Genomic DNA, 16,302 nt, shown 5'->3' on the forward strand with positions numbered 1-16,302 from the left:
ACCACGCCATGGATGTCCTGATCTACCTGATTCCCGCCGCCCTGTTCCTTGGCCTGATCGGCCTGGGGGCGTTCTTCTGGGCGCTCAAATCGGGTCAGTTCGAGGACCTGGACGGCGCGGCGGAGCGCATCCTGATGGATGACGAGGACAAACCCGGGACCTGGTTCGGCATCCATCCACCCTGCCACTGACGAGACGTCCCGCCGGGCCCGGCCCGTTCCCGCCATTTCTGCGTTGAACCCGTTTGCTTTTGCACCGTATCCTAGGTCAGGCGGCACCGTCACCGCGTGCAGCCCACCAAAGGGGAATGGACGCATGGGGCGCAGTGATCCAACCAAATCGGGCAATCTTGCCAAGACGGCGCAAAACCTGAACACCGTGTCGCTGCTGGACTGTCTAAGCGTGGCTGAACTGGCCGGGCTGGAACGCCAATGCCGTTGGATGGACTTCGGCCCCGGTGAAAAAATCATCGAGCGGGGCGAGGAATATTCCAGCGTCTATTTCCTGATCACCGGCACCGCCCATGTCCTGAACTATTCGGAATCCGGGCGCGCCGTATCCTATGCCGCGCTGAAGGACGGCGACGTGTTCGGCGAACTAGCCGCCATCGACGGCCTGCCGCGCTCGGCCTGGGTCTGCACCATCACGCGCTGCATCGTCGGCGCCGTGCCCGGCCCGGCGTTCCTCGATCTCGTCACCAGCAACCGGGACATGGCGATGGCGCTGCTCAAGCGGTTGGCCGCCGTGATCCGCCTGGGCGACGAACGGCTGGCCGACGTCAGCCTGCTGGGCGCCGAACAGCGGGTGTGCATGGAGTTGATCCGCATGGCCGAACCGGACCCCGAGGACCCCGGCCGTTATGTGGTGTTCCCGGTGCCGACCCAGACCAACTTCGCCAACATGATCGGCGCATCGCGCGAAACCGTGTCGCGCATCCTGGGCCGCCTGCGCGACGACGACATCGTTCAGCGCACGGACAAGGGTCTGGCGATCCCCGACCGGGGCCGCCTGGAACAGCGGGCGCTGATGTAACGAGTTACCGGACCGCCACCCAGGCCCGCGCCTGCCTGAGCGTCCTGAAGATCATCAGGTCGTGATTGGGGCGCGAGCCACTTTCCACGAACGACTGCAAAAGAGATTTCAGCAATTCGTTGTCACACACGAAAGCCAGCTTGAACGGTCGGGCGAGATAATCCTGCGGCGGTCTGGCCGCCTCGTCGTCGGCGACGGCGCGCAGGATCGCATTGGTCCAGGACGCCACCGTATCGGAATCGACTTCCGACAGATCGACGATCATGTAGGTGTGATGGTCACGGATATTCGCCGCCTCCCAGGCGGTAATCTCCATGACCTCGAAGGGGGCCGCAAAGCCGAAATGGCGAACATATACACCAATCGGCTCTTCGGTGATTTCATAGGGCATAAATCGCGCGCCTTCCGGAATCTGGAACGGCCATGACTCAAAATGAGACCATTACTCCCAAGCCGGCGCAATGACATTATCCGCAAGTGCGAAAAAGAGACTTCGGAAACAGGCGGATCAGCCCCAGGGCATCGTCGTGACGATCATCCGCCACAAATCAGGCAGACGCGCGCGCACCGACTCGCGGTGCGTTTCGAAGGTGACATGTGCCTCCGGCGCGGCACCGGGCCTGAGACCGATCGACCACAGGGGCGCGATCTCGTTCGGCACGAAGGAATAGCGCACGTCGATCACGCGGTCGGGGCGGACCGGATCACGGGCCACGTAACCGTCGCTGTATCGGGCGAACCGCGCGATATCGCGCGCCTGCCGTGACTCCGCCCGCAGCCACGGGAAATCCCGCGCCGGGTCGAGCCGCGGAACCGACATCCCCGGCATGACCATGGCGCCGATGCCCGCGCGCACGGCATCCACGTGGAAGCGGTCGGCGGTCTCGTAGATCACCTTCCACACCAGGATGTTGGCGAAGCTGGGTTTGACCTCGAGCCGCAGCGGCGCGTGTCCCCGGTCGGCCGCAAGGGCATGGCCCATGGCCAGGGCATTGCGGTGCTGCACCGCGCCCAACCCCAGATAAACCAGCGCCCAGACGAGGGCCGCCCGGCCCCAGGCGCCGCTGCGCCGGACCATGCCGACGGCGGCGAACGTCAGGACCGGCAGCGTGAACAAGGGGTCGACGATGGAGATGATGCTCCAGGAAAACCGTTCATCGCTGAACGGCCACAGCAGCACGGTCCCGTAGGACGTCGCCGTGTCGAGCAGCCCATGGGTGCCGTATCCCAGGGCGCAGAACATCCATGTCCGAAGGAACGTCAGGCCGTGCCATCGCCGAAACGGCCGATGCAGAAGCAGAGCGGCGATCAGCCCGCCCACGGGAATGAAGATCAGGGAGTGGGTGAACTGGCGGTGATATTCCAGGAACAGCAGGGTATCGGTCTGTGACCGGATCAGGACATCCAGGTCCGCCATCATCCCGGCGATGAAGCCGAGGCCACCGGCCACGGCGGCCTGGGTGCGCCGGCGCGTGGCAAGCGGAAGAACCGCGCCGAGGGCGCCCTGGCTGAGCGGGTCCATGGGGGATCAGCCGTCCCGAGGTTCGGTCTGGTCAAGACAGGCGGCGAGCGCCTGGAACGGCAGCAGCACGCAGTCGTGGCGGTGCCTGGCATCATGGACCGGCGTGAAGGCGTTGAGCCCTTCCCAAGCACCCGTGGCCGGCGTGCCGTCGGCCATCAGGGCCTTGGCCTGTTCGATGCCGTTCATGAGGCCCGCCACATCCAAACCCGGCGCCGCCTGGGCGGCCAGGGCGGCGGCGGCCTGGGTCAAAAGACAGCCACGCACCTTGCCGCCCAGCGCCTTGATGCGGTCGCCGTCCCGCTCAACCTCGACCGTGACCCGGTCACCGCAGAGGAAATTGTCGGCCTCGTGCCGGCAATCGGCGTGTTCGACCGGCCCCAGGTCGCGGGCCTTGGCCGCCAGTTCCTTGATGCGCGCGTCGTAAATGTCGTCGGCACCGTTCATGCCAGCACCTTCAATGTTTCATCCAGGGCGTCCGTGAAGGCGTCAATGTCGCCCTGCACGTTGTAGAGCGCCAGACTGGCCCGGGTCGTCGCCTCGATCCCGAAACGGTCCATCAACGGCTGGGCGCAATGATGGCCGCCGCGCAGGGCGATCCCCCGGGCCCCCATCAGTTCGCAAATATCGTGGGGATGGGCGTCGGTCACGGTGAAGGACAGGATCGGCAACCGCCTGGCATTGCCCCCCGGGCCGATGACCGTGACCCGCCCCAGGGCCGCGAGCCGTTCCATCAGGATGCCGAAAAGGACCTGTTCCTGAGCGCGGATTTCCGGCCAGTCCAGGCCCAACAACATATCCGCCGCCGCGCCCAGGCCGACGGCCTGGGTCACCGGCGGGGTGCCGGCCTCAAAGCGGTGGGGCGGCGGGGCATAAGTGGTTTCCGCGAAGGTGACGCGGCGGATCATTTCGCCGCCGCCCATGAACGGCGTCATGCCGTCCAGAACCTCCGCCCGCGCCCACAGCACGCCGACGCCCGTCGGCCCGAACATCTTGTGCCCGGTGACGACATAGAAATCGCAGCCCAGGGCCACCACATCGACAGGCCCATGGGCGGCCATCTGCGCGCCGTCGACCAGCACGCGCACGCCCTTGCCCCGCGCCTTGTCGCAGATCGCCGCGACGTCGGTCACCGCCCCCGTGACGTTCGACGCATGGGTCACCGTGATCAGTCGGGTGCGCGCCGTCATCAGATCGTCCAGGGCATCCAACCGGGGATGGCCCGCGTCGTCGACCGGCAGCACCTTGAGAACCACGCCCGCGCGGTCGCGCAGCATCTGCCAGGGCACGATGTTGGCGTGATGTTCGGCCTCACCGATGATGATTTCGTCACCCGCCGCCAAGCCGGCGCCGAAGCCCTGGGCGACAAGATTGATCGCCGCCGTGGCCCCGGATGTGAACACCACCTCGTTCGGGTTCCCTGCCCCCAGATAGCGCGCCAGGGCCGCCCGCGCGCCCTCGAAGGCCGCCGTCGCCTGCGTCGCCAGGGGATAGATGCCCCGCTTCACGTTGGCCCGGCCGCCGGTTTCGAAGGCCGCCATGCGCGCCAGCACGGGGCCCGCGATCTGGGTCATCGCCGCGTTGTCCAGATAGGTGCCGGCCAGACCCGAGGCCAGAGAGGGAAACTGATCGCGCAGGGACAACACGGGCACGGTCCGCCCTAGTCCGCGGCGCCGCGCATCCGGGCGATGATCTCGGCCAGGATGCTGACGGCGATTTCCGCAGGCGACTGCGCCCCGATGCGCAGCCCGATGGGCCCGTGGATGCGCCGGATGGCGGCCTCATCGAACCCGACTTCGGCCAGACGCTCGACCCGTTTGGCCTGGGTCCGCGAACTGCCGAGAGAGCCGATATAGAACGCCGGTGAGCGCAGCGCCCGATCCAGGGCCGGGTCGTCCAGCTTGGGGTCATGGGTCAGGGTGACGATGGCCGTGCGGCTGTCGGGCTTCAGGTCGTCCAAGGCCTCGTCCGGCCAGTCCGTGCGCACGTCGACGCCGGGAAACCGCGTGTCGGAGGCATAGGCCCGGCGCGGATCGACGACCGTGACCCGGAACCCGGCCATGGCCGCCATGGGCACCAGGGCCTGGGCGATATGCACCGCGCCGACCACGATCAACCGGCGCGGCGGGGCCACGATCTCGATGAACCAGTCGCCGTCGTCGCCGGAATAGGCGCGGGATTTGTCGTCCTTGAGCGCCTTGCGCGCGGCCTCGGCGACCGTGTCGGGAAGATCGCCCGCGCCCAGCGCCACCGTTTCACCGCTGTCCAGACGGGTGACCAAGGCCGACGGTTCGCCCGAGGCCAGAGCCGCGCGGGCCTGAGTGTACAACGGGATCAGGGGCACGAAATCGCGGACCAGCACCTTGACCGCCCCGCCGCACGCCAGACCCACGTCCCAGGCCTGCTGATCGGTGACGCCGAAATCAAGGACCTGGGCCGGAGCACCCTTGAGAATGTCGAGGGCTTCCTTGACCACCGCGCCTTCAATGCAGCCGCCGGAGACGGACCCCGTCATCTCGCCGTCGGCGGAAACCCCCAGGTGGCTTCCCGGCGGACGCGGCGACGACCCCCAGGTCGAGACCACGGTCGCCAACGCCACGGGCTTGCCGGCGTCCCGCCAGGCAAAGGCGGTATCGAACACGTCGTCGGCGGGCAGCATCTGATCCGTGGGCAGGGACATGGCCGGGCCCCGTCCTAGCCGAACAGCTTCATGGTCGACAGCACATAGGCCACGGCGACTGCGGCGGCGATGGCCACGGGAATCCAAAGCTTGCCGCCCAGACCGGACTCGGACGGGGGCGCCATGGGTTCGCCCGCGGGGGGGGCCGGCTGCGCCGGCGCCGCGTCGTCGGCGACACCCCCGGCGCGCTCGACGACCAGTTGCTCGAAGGTCGAAAAGAATTCGCCCGCCAGTTTCTTGGACGTCCCCTCGATCAGGCGGCCGCCGAGTTGCGCCAATTTACCGCCGACGTCGGCCTTGACCTCGTAATTCAACAGGGTGCCGTCGCCGTCCTCGACCAGGGTGATGACGGCCCCGCCCTTGGCGAAACCGGCGGCGCCGCCCTTGCCCTCGCCGGTGATGGTATAGCTTTCCGGCGGGTTGAGGTCCGACAGGGTGACCTGACCGTTGAACTTGGCGCGCACGGGCCCGACCTTGGCGGTCACGACGGCGGCGAATTCCGTGTCCGAAACCTTGTCCAGGCTTTCACAGCCGGGAATGGCCTTGGCCAGGATGTCCGGGTCGTTGAGGGCGGCGAACACGGCCTCCCTCGGGGCGGCGATGCGGCGTTGGTCCTTCAGATCCATGGGTCTTTCACGTCCTTCTTGGGTTGTCTGCGGAATATCGTGGGCTCTTTATGCCTCGATATGTTTGAAAAGTCATGTCGGGAATAATCAGGCACCGAGATCGGTGGGGGTGTCGATATCCATATGGATAGCGTCGGTGCCCACGTCCACCCCCAACACATCCGCCTTATGGCGGGCCAACAGCGGCTTGGCCCCGACGTCGCCGGAAAGCTCATCGAACTCGCCGAACAGGGTAGCGGGCCAAAGCACGGGATTGCCCGGCTTGCCATCGTAGCTGGGCTGACAGATTTTTGCCCCGCCCGCGCCTTCAAAAGCCCGGATCAAGGCATCGATCACCGCCGACGTGACCCCCGGCATGTCGCCGAGCAGAATGACCGCACCCGTGGCGTGCGGCCCCACGGCGGCGACCCCGGCCTTGACCGAGGACGCCAGGCCCGTCGCATAGTCCGGGTTGGCGACGAACCGCACCTCCAATCCGACAAGCGCCGCGCGCACGGCATCGGCGTCGTGGCCGGTGACGACCACGACCTCCGCCGCGCGGGACGCCAGGGCCGCCTCGGCCGCGTGCCGCACCAGGGCGGCCCCCTGGTAGTCGGCAGTCAGCTTGTTCACGGGCGCCATGCGGGTCGAGCGCCCCGCCGCCAGGATGACGGCGGCCACCCCCGAAGGGGCCGGATCGGCACCGTTATTTTGATCTGTAACTTGCATCTCGGCCTGTTAGCGGGTTTTCCTGCTGGTGGAGTCCTGTTATATGATTTGTATACAATTATTCCAGGCGCGCAGACGCCATTCATCCAAAAAACATCCAGGACAAGCCCTGAACAAGGGTTTGAAGGGGCCATGCCAGAAATATCCCTAACCGTAAACGGCGAGCAGATCACCAAGTCCGTCGAGGGCCGTACGTTGCTTGTCGAGTTCATCCGCGAGACCCTGAAACTGACGGGCACGCACATCGGCTGCGACACCAGCCAATGCGGCGCCTGCACCGTGCACCTGAACGGCCAGGCCGTGAAAAGCTGCACCATGCTGGCGGCCCAGGCCGACGGCGCCGAGATCACGACCATCGAAGGCCTGGCCCCGGAAGGTCAGTTGAACCCCATGCAGAAGGCCTTCAACGACCATCACGGCCTGCAATGCGGGTTCTGTACCCCCGGCATGGTGATGCGCGCCATGACCCTGGTGAAGGACAACCCGAACCCGACCGAGGCCGACGTCCGCCACGGGCTGGAAGGCAACATCTGCCGCTGCACGGGGTATCAGAACATCGTCGCCGCCGTCCTCGACGGCGCCAAGGCGCTTCGGGGCTGAGGAGAACGACATGGAAGATTTCAATTACATGCGGCCCGCGTCTTTGACCGATGCCACCGCCGCCCATTCCAACGCCGACGACGCCATGTACATGGCCGGCGGTCAGACGCTGATCCCGGTCCTCAAGCAGGGCCTGGCCATGCCCACGGACGTGGTCGACCTCAACGCCGTCGACGGCCTTGCGGGGATCGAGGTCGCGGGCGGCTTCGTGACCATCGGCGCCATGACCCGCCACGCGGTCGTCGCCGCCTCGGCCGAGGTCAAGGCCGCGATCCCGGCGCTGACGATCCTGGCCGGCGGCATCGGCGACGCCCAGGTGCGCAACCGGGGCACCATCGGCGGTTCGCTCGCCAACAACGACCCCTCCGCCGACTATCCCTCGGCGGTCATGGGCCTGGGCGCGGCCATCGTCACCGACCGGCGCGAGATCGCCGCCGAGGACTATTTCGACGGCATGTTCGCGACCAACCTGGAGCCCGGCGAGATCATCAAGGCGGTCAAGTTCCCGGTCCCCGAAAAGGCCGGCTACGCCAAGTTCCCCAACCCGGCGTCGCGCTATGCCCTGGTCGGCGTGTTCGTCGCCAAGACCGCATCGGGTGTCCGCGTCGCGGTTACCGGGGCGGGCCAGGACGGCGTGTTCCGTGCAACGGAAATCGAAGACGCCTTGAACAACAGTTTTTCAGCCGACGCCCTGACCGGCGTCACCGTGCCCGCCGACGACCTGATGACCGACATGCATGCCGACGCGGCCTACCGCGCCAATCTGATCGGCGTCATGGCCAAACGGGCCGTCAATCAGGCCAACGGGCAAGGCTGAAGGGGGAGTACGGAACAATGAGCAACGTAAAAATCGGCGAATCCCTCAAGCGGTTCGAGGACCATCGTTTTCTGACCGGCCACGGCCGCTACATCGACGACATCAATCTGGACGGCCAGACCCGCGCCGTCGTGGTGCGCGCGGCCTATGCCCACGCCACCATCAACGCCATCGACACCTCGGCGGCCCTGGCCATGGACGGCGTGCTTCTGGTCGTCACCCGCGACGACTGGCTGCGCGAGGGCTTCAAGCCCATGCCGACCAAGTCCGGCGTGAAGAACAACGCCGACGGCACGCCGCTGAAGGAACCGCCGCGTCATGCCCTGGCCATCGACCGGGTGCGCTACGTGGGTGAGCCGGTGGCCCTGGTCGTCGCCGAAACCCTTCAACAGGCCCAGGCGGCGGCGGAAGCGGTCGATGTCGATTACGACGAACTGCCCGCCGTGACCGATCCGGTCGAGGCGCTGAAGCCCGGCGCCCCCCAATTGTGGGACGACATCCCGAACAACCTGTGCCTGAATTTCGAGCTGGGCGACAAGGCCGGCACGGACAAGGCCTTCGCCGAGGCCGACCACGTGGTCTCCCTCGACGTGCTGAACAACCGGGTCACCGCCGTGCCGATCGAAACACGCGGCTGCGTCGCCGCCTATGACGCAGCGGCAGACAAGTACACCCTGTGGAACGCCTCACAGAACGTGCACGCCAACCGCGACACCTTCGCCGAGGTCCTGAACATCGACAAAAGCCAGCTCGACCACATCGCCCCCGACGTGGGCGGCGGCTTCGGGGCCAAGAACTCGGGCTATCCGGAACCGTCCCTCTGCCTCTATGCGGCGAAGCGCCTGGGCCGCCCGGTGAAGTGGATCAATTCGCGCTCGGAAAGTTTCCTCTCGGACACCCACGGCCGCGGCCAGTCGTCCCGCGTGGAACTGGCGCTGACCAAGGACGGCAAGTTCCTCGCCCTGCGCACGACGACCGTCGGCGGCATCGGCGCCTATGCCTGGACCGTCGGGCCGTTCACGCCCACGGGGGGCTCCGCCCGCACCCAGGGCGGCCCGTACCATTTTCCGGCCATGCACTATTGGGGCCGCGCGGTGCTGACCAACACGGCCCCCATGGACCCCTACCGGGGGGCCGGCCGGCCGGAGGCGACGTTCCAGACCGAACGCATCGTCGAATACGCCGCGCGCAAGCTGGGGTTCGATCCCATCGAGCTGCGGCGCAAGAACCTGATGCCCAAGGAAATGCTGCCGCACAAGACGCCCATGGGCCTCGACGTGGACTCCGGCGACTTCCCGCTGTTGTTCGAAGAAACCCTCAAAATGGCGGAAAAGGCCGACCTGAACGCGCTGAAGGCCAAGGCCGAGGCCGCCGGCAAGAAATACGGCTTCGCCATAGCCCCCTATCTGGAATGCACGGGCGGCGGGCCGAAGGAGCACGCGGGCGTGACCTTCAACAAGGACGGCTCGATCGACCTTGCCGTCGGCACGTCCTCCACGGGCATGGGGCACGAAACCTCCCTGGCCCAGATTCTCGCCGCCAACCTGGGCGTCGATATGGAGCGCATCAAATTCCGCCAGTCCGATACGACGGCCACGCCCTTGGGCGGCGGCCATGGCGGCTCGCGCGGGATGGAGGTCGGCGGCAACGCCGTCCAGCAGGCCGCGCAGGAAATCATCGAACTGGCCAAGCCCGTCGCCGCCCGCCTGTTGCAGTCGGAAACGGACCAGGTCGAGTTCGAGGACGGCACCTTCAGGGCCGGGGCCTCGACGGTGTCCATGAACGACGTGATCGACGCCTCCATGGACAAGGACAAGCTGCCCGAGGGCATGGACGAGGGCTGCCTGGACCATTCGTCGGTGTTCGAACGGGGCGTCATCTCGATCCCCAACGGCGTTCATGCGGCGGCCGTCGCGGTCGACCCGGAAACGGGCACGGTCGAATTCCTGGGTTACTGGGTGATGGACGACTTCGGCACCATCATCAACCCCATGCTGGCCGACGGCCAGGTCATGGGCGGCGTCGCCCAGGGCATCGGCCAGGCCTTCCTGGAAAACATCGTCTATGACCCGGATAATGGCCAGTTGGTGACCGGCTCGCTCATGGATTACGGCCTGCCCCATGCCGACGAGATCCCCAACATGGAGATCGGCTATTACGAGGGTGCTCCGACTAAGAAGAACCCGCTCGGCGTCAAGGGCGCGGGCGAAGCCGGCTGCGTCGGCGCCTGCCCGGCGGCGGTCAACGCGGTGCTCGACGCACTGAAGGATTACGGCGTCACCCATATCGACATGCCGCTGACGCCGCAGAAGGTGTGGAAGGCGATCCAGGCCAAGGGCGCCTTCGATCCCAAGGGACTGCTCGGCGACGCCGCCTGATCCCGCTTTCCGATCCGATACCCGGGCCGCCCTACGGGGCGGCCCGCTTCATCTGTGGCCATCTCAGTTGTTGAAAGACCGACCATGAAGATCACGAAAATCACACCCAAGCTGATCAGCAAGTACCTGTTCGTCGAGATCGAAACCGACGCCGGGATCACCGGCCTGGGCGAATGCGGCAGCTGGGGCCAGTTGGAAGCGGCCCAGACGGCGGTCGAGAAGTTCGCCGACTACCTGATCGGCAAGGACCCGGGACCGATCGAGCACCATTGGAACGTCATGCATCGGTTCAGCCATTTCCGGGGCGCGGCCATCTGCGGCGCGATTTCGGCCATCGACATCGCCCTTTGGGACATCAAGGGCCAGGCCCTGGGCCAGCCCATCCACGCGTTGCTGGGCGGGCCGACCCGCACCAAGGCCCGCGTCTACGGCCATGTAAAGGCGGAAACCAAGGACGAGATGGTCGCCAACTGCAAGAAGATGCAGGATCTGGGTTTCACCGCGGTCGGCCATTTCAATCCGTTCCTGGATGAAGACCGCGACAAGCCCTATTACAAAAGCCACGCGCGCAAGATCGACGACGCCGTCGCCGTGGTCGCCGCCGTGCGCGACGCCTGCGGCCCGGACCTCGACCTGTGCATCGAGATCCACCGCCGCCTGACCCCGGCCGAGGCCGTGGTGTTCGCCCAGGAACTGGAGCCCCTGCGCCCCATGTTCTACGAAGACCCCATCCGCCCCGACAGCCACGACGCCATGGCGCGGGTCAAGGACCGCATCAGCATTCCGCTGGCGACCGGCGAACGGTTCAATTCAATCTACGATTTCCAGGCGCTGTTGACCCGCGAAGGCGTCGATTACGTGCGCATTTCCGCCTGCCTGTGCGGCGGCATCACCGGGGCGCGCAAGATCGCCGCCCTGGCCGAGGCCCATGACGTGCAGGTCATCCCGCACAACCCTCTGTCGCCCGTGTGCCTGTTCGCCGAACTGCAGCTGGACGCCGCGATCCCCAACTTCGCCATTCAGGAATATCCCACGGTCGGCGTCGGGTTCGAGGACAAGGGCACGTCCAACGAGCCGGGCACCGAATTGGCCGACAAGGCCGTGGTGACCAACGTGCCGACGTTCAAGGACGGCTTCGTCGACATCCCGACCGCGCCGGGCCTGGGCGTGAAGCTCGCCCCCGGGGCGGCGGAGAACTTCCCGCCGTTCCCGCGCAAGGTCCGCATGCGCCCCCATGCGGACGGCTTCATCGTCGATCAGTAGGCGGGCGGCGCGGGCCCTCAGGCCCGTTTGCGGCGCTCTCCGACAAACCAGGTATTCCGGCGGCGGTGATCGGCCTCGAACGCACGGATGTCATCCGTGAATTCGAGCGTATGGGCCACATGATCGCGGCCGGACAGCAGGTTTTCCCGCCGTTCGGGTTCGATGGCGAAGGCGATCCGTTCCCCGTCGGCAAGCGCGATCGTCTGCTCCGTCAGGTCGATCGTCATGCGGTTGGTCGCGGGATCTTCGACCAGCGCCGCAATGCGGCCGAACACCGGGCCCGGCAGAACGATGGCCAACAGGCCGTTCTTTTCACAGTTGCCGAAAAAGATGCTGGCGAAGCTGGGGGCCAGGACCGCGCGGACACCGGCCTGCATCAATCCCCAAACGGCGTGCTCCCGGCTGGACCCGCATCCGAAATTCTCTCCCGCGACCAGGAAACAGGCGTCGCGGTAGGCGGGTTTGTTCAGGATGAAATCGGGATTCAGGCCCCCGTCCCGGCCCCGCAGATCATGAAACACGCCCTCGGCCAGTCCTTCGCGGTCGATCCGTTTCAGGAACTGTTTGGGCATGATCACGTCGGTATCGATGTTCGGCAGCGTCAGGGGCGCCGCGATGCCGGTCACCCGGGTGAAGGGCTCCATCAGATGTCTCCGTCAAGCAGATCGCGGTAGTCGATCAGGTGTCCCGCGACCGCCGCGGCCGCGACCATGGCGGGCGACATCAGATGCGTCCGCGCGCCGCGTCCCTGGCGTCCTTCGAAGTTGCGGTTGGTCGACGAGGCGCAGCGGTCGCCGGCGTCCAGCACGTCGTCGTTCATGGCAAGGCACATGGAACAGCCCGAATCCCGCCATTCGAAGCCCGCGTCGCGGAACACCTTGGCCAAGCCCTCGGCCTCCGCCTGGCGACGCACCTCGCGGGAGCCGGGCACCACGATCGCCCGCACGGACGGAGACACCCGCCGCCCCCGCAGCACAGCCGCCGCCGCCCGCAGATCCTCGATCCGGCTGTTGGTGCAGGAACCGATGAAGGCGGCGTTGATGGCGATGTCGGCCGCCCGCATTCCCGGTGAAAGCCCCATGTACCGGAGCGCCTGTTCGGCCGCCGCGCGCGCCATGGCGTCGCCGCCCGCACGCGGATCGGGCACCCGGTCCGCGATGGCCATGCATTGGTCGGGGCTGGTGCCCCATGTCACCAGGGGGCTGATCGCGGCGGCGTCGACCTCGACCTCGCGATCGAACCGCGCGTCCGGGTCGCTGGCGAAGTTCCGCCATGATGCGACCCCCGCCCGCCATGCCGCGTCGTCGCCCGGCCGGCAGCGCCGCCGAAGATAATCAAAAACCTTTTCGTCGGATGCGATCAATGCGGCGCGGGCCCCGCATTCGACGGTCATGTTGCACAGGGTCATGCGTCCTTCCAGGGTCAGATCCCGGACCGCCGCCCCTGCATATTCGATGGCGTAACCGACGCCGCCCGACGCCCCCAGATCCCGGATCACGGCCATGACGAGGTCCTTTGCCGTGATCCCCTGGGCCGCATCGCCCCGGAAGGTCACGCGCATGTTCTTCATGCGGCGGTAAACCAGGGTCTGCGTCGCCAGAACGTGTTCGATCTCCGACGTCCCGATGCCGAAACCGAGCGCGCCGAAAGCGCCGTATGTCGTGGTGTGGCTGTCGCCGCAGGCGACGACCATGCCCGGCTGCACGCGGCCCGTTTCGGGCACGACGACGTGTTCGATCCCCTGACGGTCGTCGAACAGGTCGAATATCTCGATCCCGTGGCGGGCACAGTTGCGGACCAGGTTTTCGACCTGCAAGCGCGCGTCCGCGTCGGCGATTTCGTCGAGGCTGCCCAGACGGCGGGTCGGATTGACGTGGTCGACGACGGCAAGATGGGTATCCGGCCGCCACACGGGCCGCCCCCGGTCGTGCAGCCCGGAAAACGCCTGGGGGCTGGTGTATTCGTTCATCACATGCAGATCGACGTACAACAGGACCAGCCCGTCGCCGAAGTCCCGCACCATATGGCTGTCGCAAAGCTTGTCGTAGAGGGTCCTTGCCCCTCCGTCGGTGTTACCCATTTCTTCCTCTGCCTAAAGAACGGAAATGCCGAGCCCGTCGATCGCGGCCAGCAGTTTGCGCGCCCCGGTTTCACGCTGTTCGAAATGTTCCTGACGGGCCCGTTCCGGATCGCCCGACGCCAGCGTTTTGACCAATTTTCGATGGGCCTTGAGCGACGCCGCCTGCGTGCCTTCCGGCCGCGCCCGGTCGGCCACGAAATGGGCGCGCTGTGACAGATCCCGATAGGCGTAACCAACCTTGATCAGCGCCGGGTTGCCGGACAGGTCCAGCAAACGGCGGTGAAAGGCCTCGTCCACTTCGGTCCAGCGATGCATGTCCCCGGCCTTGATGGCGTCCGCCATGTCGTCGCAGATCGCGTTCAGGCCGTCGGTCTCGGCGCGGGACGGCCCCCGCTCGGCGATCAGGCCGACTGCCATCACCTCGACCGAGGTGACGACCTGATAGAGGTCGCGCAGATTGTCCCGCGACAGAAGCTTCACGAAGATCCCCTTGCGCGGAAGGATGTCGACAAATCCTTCGGACTTAAGCCGCTGCAACGCCTCGCGCACGGGCGTGCGGCTGATGTCGAGTTCCTGCGCGATCGATCGTTCGTCCAGCGGCGTGCCGGGGTGGAAGCCGTTGGTGATGATCCGGCGCTTGATCCATTCATAGGCCGCATCGCTGCTGAGCAGGGCCGGCGCTTCGGCATCTGGTTTTTCAAGAACGGCCAGCATCGATCGATCCAATCGGTGGTGTTTGGCGGCCGCGCCGAATGAACGTCATCAGCGGGCGACTCAATGGTTGAACTCGGATTCAATATCTATAATATATTTACTGGCATGCCAATTGAAAATCCAAAATGACGGGCCCCGGGATCACCACCTCCCAGGTTGATCAAAGCCTTGCTATCGGAAGGCGCGAAATCGCCCGCGGAACATCCAACCCACTGACCGCCGCATTTGTCCCTGGATGCGGCGGTATTCTTTTGTCCGGCGGACAGCTAGAGAACTTTCCCCTCGAACGGATGCCAGGCGTCCTTGTGTTCGATCTCGACCACCCACAAATCCGGGTCGCGCTTGATCGCGCGCTGGATGTAGTCGTCGGCCTCGGCCTCCGGCACCGTTTCGCCCTTGAAGGCTTCGAGCCAGCCGAGCTTGCCGTCCATGTCCGTGGCCTGGGTCAGCAGGCGGCAGGTCCCGTCGAGACGGTTCAATTTCAGGATCAGCGTCCCCGCCCGGTCGTCGCCCCGGCGCACCACCATGGCCGGCACGCCGTCGGCGTTGCAGCGGCGCACATGAGCCATGATCCATACGTCGGATGAGATGCGGTCGCTGACCATTTCGGTTTCCAGTCCAGGTTCGGGATTGATAGTATCGCGCATCCATAGGGAAGAGGAACATGCCATGGCCGGTCCGGCCATCAACCTGGAAAACGTCAGCAAAAGCTTCGGCACCAATAAGGTGCTGCGGGGCATCGATCTGGACGTGCCGGCGGGCGGGTCTCTGGTCGTCATCGGGCCGTCGGGCACGGGCAAGACGGTGTTGCTGAAAACCCTGATCGGCGTCCATGCCCCGGACGGCGGGCGCATCACCATCGACGGCACGGACGTGACCGCCCTCGACACCGGCGAAAAGCGCGCGCTGTACGGCCGGTTCGGCATGCTGTTCCAGAAATCGGGCCTGTTCGACAGCCTGCCGGTCTGGGAAAACGTCGCCTTCCGCCTGTTGCAGCAGGACGGCATGACCCGCCCCGAGGCCCGCGACCGCGCCATCGACAAGCTGGGCCTGGTCGGTCTGGCCCCGGGCGAAGCGGATTTATTTCCATCCGAATTGTCCGGCGGCATGCAGAAGCGCGTGGGCATCGCGCGGGCCATGGCGGCGAACCCTGACGTGTTGTTGCTGGACGAGCCCACGGCGGGCCTCGACCCCATCATGTCCAACATCATCAACGACCTGATCCTGGAGGTCATGGACAAGACCGGGGCGACGGTAATCTCCGTCAATTCGGACATGCGGGGTGCTGGCCGCACGGCCCAGCGCGCCGCCATGATCTATGACGGGCGCATCATCTGGCATGGCCCGACGTCCGACATGCGCGACAGCGGCAACCCCTACGTCGATCAGTTCGTCAACAGCCGCGCCGAAGGCCCGATCCCGACCATCGTCGACCCGGCGGCTGTCGCCTAGCCGGTCTCTCCGTCCCTTGGCACGCGCGACGGTTTGGTCAGGATGAACCAGGCGCCATAGGCCATGACGGCGGCGGTGAGGGCCACCATGTATCCCGGCAGATCGCGGAAAAAGATGATGTAGACGAGGCTTGCCGACATCGCCGTGCAGGCGAAAATCTTGGCCGATACCGGAATGACCCCATAGCGGTCCCACTTGCGCAGCGGCGGGCCGAACAGGCGGTGATGGTAGAGCCAGTCGTGAAACCGTTTGCTGGACCGCGCGAAACACCATAGCGCGATCAGCATGAACGGCGTCGTCGGCAACACCGGAAGAATGACGCCGACCACCCCCAGAGCGACGAAGCCCCAGCCGAGAACGATCAGCACGGCGTTCCTGGCAGCCCTGGTCACGCGGATTTCCTTTGCGCCCGTTAAGCGGCGGCGGTTCATCT

19 protein-coding genes are annotated in these 16,302 nt (G+C 66.1%); 7 read left to right on the forward strand and 12 right to left on the reverse strand.

The annotated features are described in order from the left end of the window. Positions 1-8 precede the first annotated feature (8 nt). A complete protein-coding gene (gene ccoS, locus RJ527_03240; GenBank protein WND76764.1) occupies positions 9-191 on the forward strand; it encodes a cbb3-type cytochrome oxidase assembly protein CcoS in 183 nt (60 codons plus the stop codon). 124 nt (positions 192-315) lie between these two features. Beyond that, positions 316-1,032 (forward strand): Crp/Fnr family transcriptional regulator, encoded by a 717-nt coding sequence (locus tag RJ527_03245; GenBank protein ID WND76765.1) that lies wholly within the window; start codon positions 316-318, stop codon positions 1,030-1,032. 4 nt (positions 1,033-1,036) lie between these two features. On the opposite strand, the gene RJ527_03250 is transcribed toward RJ527_03245, so the two are convergent. The 7 genes from RJ527_03250 to RJ527_03280 all read right to left on the reverse strand — a co-directional run bounded on the left by RJ527_03250 (position 1,037) and on the right by RJ527_03280 (position 6,517). Then, a complete protein-coding gene (locus RJ527_03250) occupies positions 1,037-1,423 on the reverse strand; it encodes a hypothetical protein (protein WND76766.1) in 387 nt (128 codons plus the stop codon). A 117-nt stretch (positions 1,424-1,540) separates the two neighbouring features. Continuing rightward, positions 1,541-2,554, reverse strand: coding sequence for a metal-dependent hydrolase (locus RJ527_03255; protein WND76767.1), 1,014 nt, complete (start codon positions 2,552-2,554; stop codon positions 1,541-1,543). 6 nt (positions 2,555-2,560) lie between these two features. Next, complete coding sequence (locus RJ527_03260) at positions 2,561-2,998, reverse strand: iron-sulfur cluster assembly scaffold protein (protein WND76768.1); 438 nt, start codon at positions 2,996-2,998, stop codon at positions 2,561-2,563. Further along, a complete protein-coding gene (locus RJ527_03265) occupies positions 2,995-4,203 on the reverse strand; it encodes a cysteine desulfurase (protein ID WND76769.1) in 1,209 nt (402 codons plus the stop codon). Before RJ527_03265 ends, RJ527_03260 begins: the two co-directional genes overlap by 4 nt. Positions 4,204-4,211: 8 nt before the next feature. Next, complete coding sequence (locus tag RJ527_03270) at positions 4,212-5,231, reverse strand: XdhC family protein (GenBank protein WND76770.1); 1,020 nt, start codon at positions 5,229-5,231, stop codon at positions 4,212-4,214. A 14-nt stretch (positions 5,232-5,245) separates the two neighbouring features. Further along, positions 5,246-5,857 (reverse strand): carbon monoxide dehydrogenase subunit G, encoded by a 612-nt coding sequence (locus RJ527_03275; GenBank protein ID WND76771.1) that lies wholly within the window; start codon positions 5,855-5,857, stop codon positions 5,246-5,248. 87 nt (positions 5,858-5,944) lie between these two features. Next, positions 5,945-6,517, reverse strand: coding sequence for a nucleotidyltransferase family protein (locus tag RJ527_03280; protein WND76772.1), 573 nt, complete (start codon positions 6,515-6,517; stop codon positions 5,945-5,947). Between the two features lie 180 nt (positions 6,518-6,697). On the opposite strand from RJ527_03280, the gene RJ527_03285 reads away from it, so the two are divergent. The 4 genes from RJ527_03285 to dgoD all read left to right on the forward strand — a co-directional run bounded on the left by RJ527_03285 (position 6,698) and on the right by dgoD (position 11,623). Next, entirely contained in the window at positions 6,698-7,165 is a 468-nt protein-coding gene (locus RJ527_03285; protein ID WND76773.1) for a (2Fe-2S)-binding protein, read from the forward strand. Positions 7,166-7,175: 10 nt separating this feature from the next. Continuing rightward, on the forward strand, positions 7,176-7,982 hold the full coding sequence (locus RJ527_03290) for a xanthine dehydrogenase family protein subunit M (GenBank protein ID WND76774.1): 807 nt from the start codon (positions 7,176-7,178) through the stop codon (positions 7,980-7,982). Between the two features lie 17 nt (positions 7,983-7,999). Beyond that, positions 8,000-10,360 carry a xanthine dehydrogenase family protein molybdopterin-binding subunit gene (locus RJ527_03295; GenBank protein ID WND76775.1) on the forward strand — a complete coding sequence of 787 codons (2,361 nt, stop codon included), beginning with the start codon at positions 8,000-8,002 and terminating at the stop codon, positions 10,358-10,360. 84 nt (positions 10,361-10,444) lie between these two features. Beyond that, the gene (gene dgoD, locus RJ527_03300) at positions 10,445-11,623 is read left to right on the forward strand and encodes a galactonate dehydratase (protein WND76776.1); all 1,179 of its coding nucleotides are present in this window, start codon (positions 10,445-10,447) and stop codon (positions 11,621-11,623) included. 17 nt (positions 11,624-11,640) lie between these two features. Here dgoD and leuD read toward each other — a convergent pair whose 3' ends face one another. The 4 genes from leuD to RJ527_03320 all read right to left on the reverse strand — a co-directional run bounded on the left by leuD (position 11,641) and on the right by RJ527_03320 (position 15,022). After that, positions 11,641-12,267: a 3-isopropylmalate dehydratase small subunit gene (leuD, locus tag RJ527_03305; GenBank protein ID WND76777.1), complete on the reverse strand. Its 627-nt coding sequence runs from the start codon at positions 12,265-12,267 to the stop codon at positions 11,641-11,643. Beyond that, positions 12,267-13,703: a 3-isopropylmalate dehydratase large subunit gene (gene leuC, locus RJ527_03310; GenBank protein ID WND76778.1), complete on the reverse strand. Its 1,437-nt coding sequence runs from the start codon at positions 13,701-13,703 to the stop codon at positions 12,267-12,269. The genes leuD and leuC overlap by 1 nt, the downstream gene beginning before the upstream one ends. A 12-nt stretch (positions 13,704-13,715) precedes the next feature. Continuing rightward, on the reverse strand, positions 13,716-14,417 hold the full coding sequence (locus RJ527_03315; GenBank protein WND76779.1) for a GntR family transcriptional regulator: 702 nt from the start codon (positions 14,415-14,417) through the stop codon (positions 13,716-13,718). Positions 14,418-14,683: 266 nt separating this feature from the next. Continuing rightward, complete coding sequence (locus RJ527_03320) at positions 14,684-15,022, reverse strand: DUF1491 family protein (protein WND76780.1); 339 nt, start codon at positions 15,020-15,022, stop codon at positions 14,684-14,686. 64 nt (positions 15,023-15,086) lie between these two features. On the opposite strand from RJ527_03320, the gene RJ527_03325 reads away from it, so the two are divergent. Next, complete coding sequence (locus RJ527_03325; protein ID WND76781.1) at positions 15,087-15,869, forward strand: ATP-binding cassette domain-containing protein; 783 nt, start codon at positions 15,087-15,089, stop codon at positions 15,867-15,869. Here RJ527_03325 and RJ527_03330 read toward each other — a convergent pair. Continuing rightward, positions 15,866-16,261, reverse strand: a complete 396-nt coding sequence (locus RJ527_03330) for a YbaN family protein (GenBank protein WND76782.1) — start codon at positions 16,259-16,261, stop codon at positions 15,866-15,868. The two genes, RJ527_03325 and RJ527_03330, sit on opposite strands and share 4 nt — an antisense overlap. Positions 16,262-16,302: the final 41 nt, after the last annotated feature.

The sequence above is a fragment of the Thalassospiraceae bacterium LMO-SO8 genome (assembly GCA_031655335.1).
In the GTDB taxonomy this organism is placed as follows: Bacteria; Pseudomonadota; Alphaproteobacteria; order Rhodospirillales; family Casp-alpha2; genus UBA1479.

Excerpts from the sequence above, each read along its gene's own strand:
- RJ527_03245 (WND76765.1), top strand. The coding sequence starts at position 316 with ATGGGGCGCAGTGATCCAACCAAATCGGGCAATCTTGCCAAGACGGCG.
- RJ527_03250 (WND76766.1), bottom strand. The coding sequence starts at position 1,423 with ATGCCCTATGAAATCACCGAAGAGCCGATTGGTGTATATGTTCGCCAT.
- dgoD (WND76776.1), top strand. The coding sequence starts at position 10,445 with ATGAAGATCACGAAAATCACACCCAAGCTGATCAGCAAGTACCTGTTC.
- ccoS (WND76764.1), top strand. The coding sequence starts at position 9 with ATGGATGTCCTGATCTACCTGATTCCCGCCGCCCTGTTCCTTGGCCTG.
- RJ527_03285 (WND76773.1), top strand. The coding sequence starts at position 6,698 with ATGCCAGAAATATCCCTAACCGTAAACGGCGAGCAGATCACCAAGTCC.
- RJ527_03255 (WND76767.1), bottom strand. The coding sequence starts at position 2,554 with ATGGACCCGCTCAGCCAGGGCGCCCTCGGCGCGGTTCTTCCGCTTGCC.
- leuC (WND76778.1), bottom strand. The coding sequence starts at position 13,703 with ATGGGTAACACCGACGGAGGGGCAAGGACCCTCTACGACAAGCTTTGC.
- RJ527_03290 (WND76774.1), top strand. The coding sequence starts at position 7,176 with ATGGAAGATTTCAATTACATGCGGCCCGCGTCTTTGACCGATGCCACC.
- RJ527_03315 (WND76779.1), bottom strand. The coding sequence starts at position 14,417 with ATGCTGGCCGTTCTTGAAAAACCAGATGCCGAAGCGCCGGCCCTGCTC.
- RJ527_03260 (WND76768.1), bottom strand. The coding sequence starts at position 2,998 with ATGAACGGTGCCGACGACATTTACGACGCGCGCATCAAGGAACTGGCG.
- RJ527_03275 (WND76771.1), bottom strand. The coding sequence starts at position 5,857 with ATGGATCTGAAGGACCAACGCCGCATCGCCGCCCCGAGGGAGGCCGTG.
- RJ527_03320 (WND76780.1), bottom strand. The coding sequence starts at position 15,022 with ATGGTCAGCGACCGCATCTCATCCGACGTATGGATCATGGCTCATGTG.
- RJ527_03270 (WND76770.1), bottom strand. The coding sequence starts at position 5,231 with ATGTCCCTGCCCACGGATCAGATGCTGCCCGCCGACGACGTGTTCGAT.
- leuD (WND76777.1), bottom strand. The coding sequence starts at position 12,267 with ATGGAGCCCTTCACCCGGGTGACCGGCATCGCGGCGCCCCTGACGCTG.
- RJ527_03325 (WND76781.1), top strand. The coding sequence starts at position 15,087 with ATGGCCGGTCCGGCCATCAACCTGGAAAACGTCAGCAAAAGCTTCGGC.
- RJ527_03295 (WND76775.1), top strand. The coding sequence starts at position 8,000 with ATGAGCAACGTAAAAATCGGCGAATCCCTCAAGCGGTTCGAGGACCAT.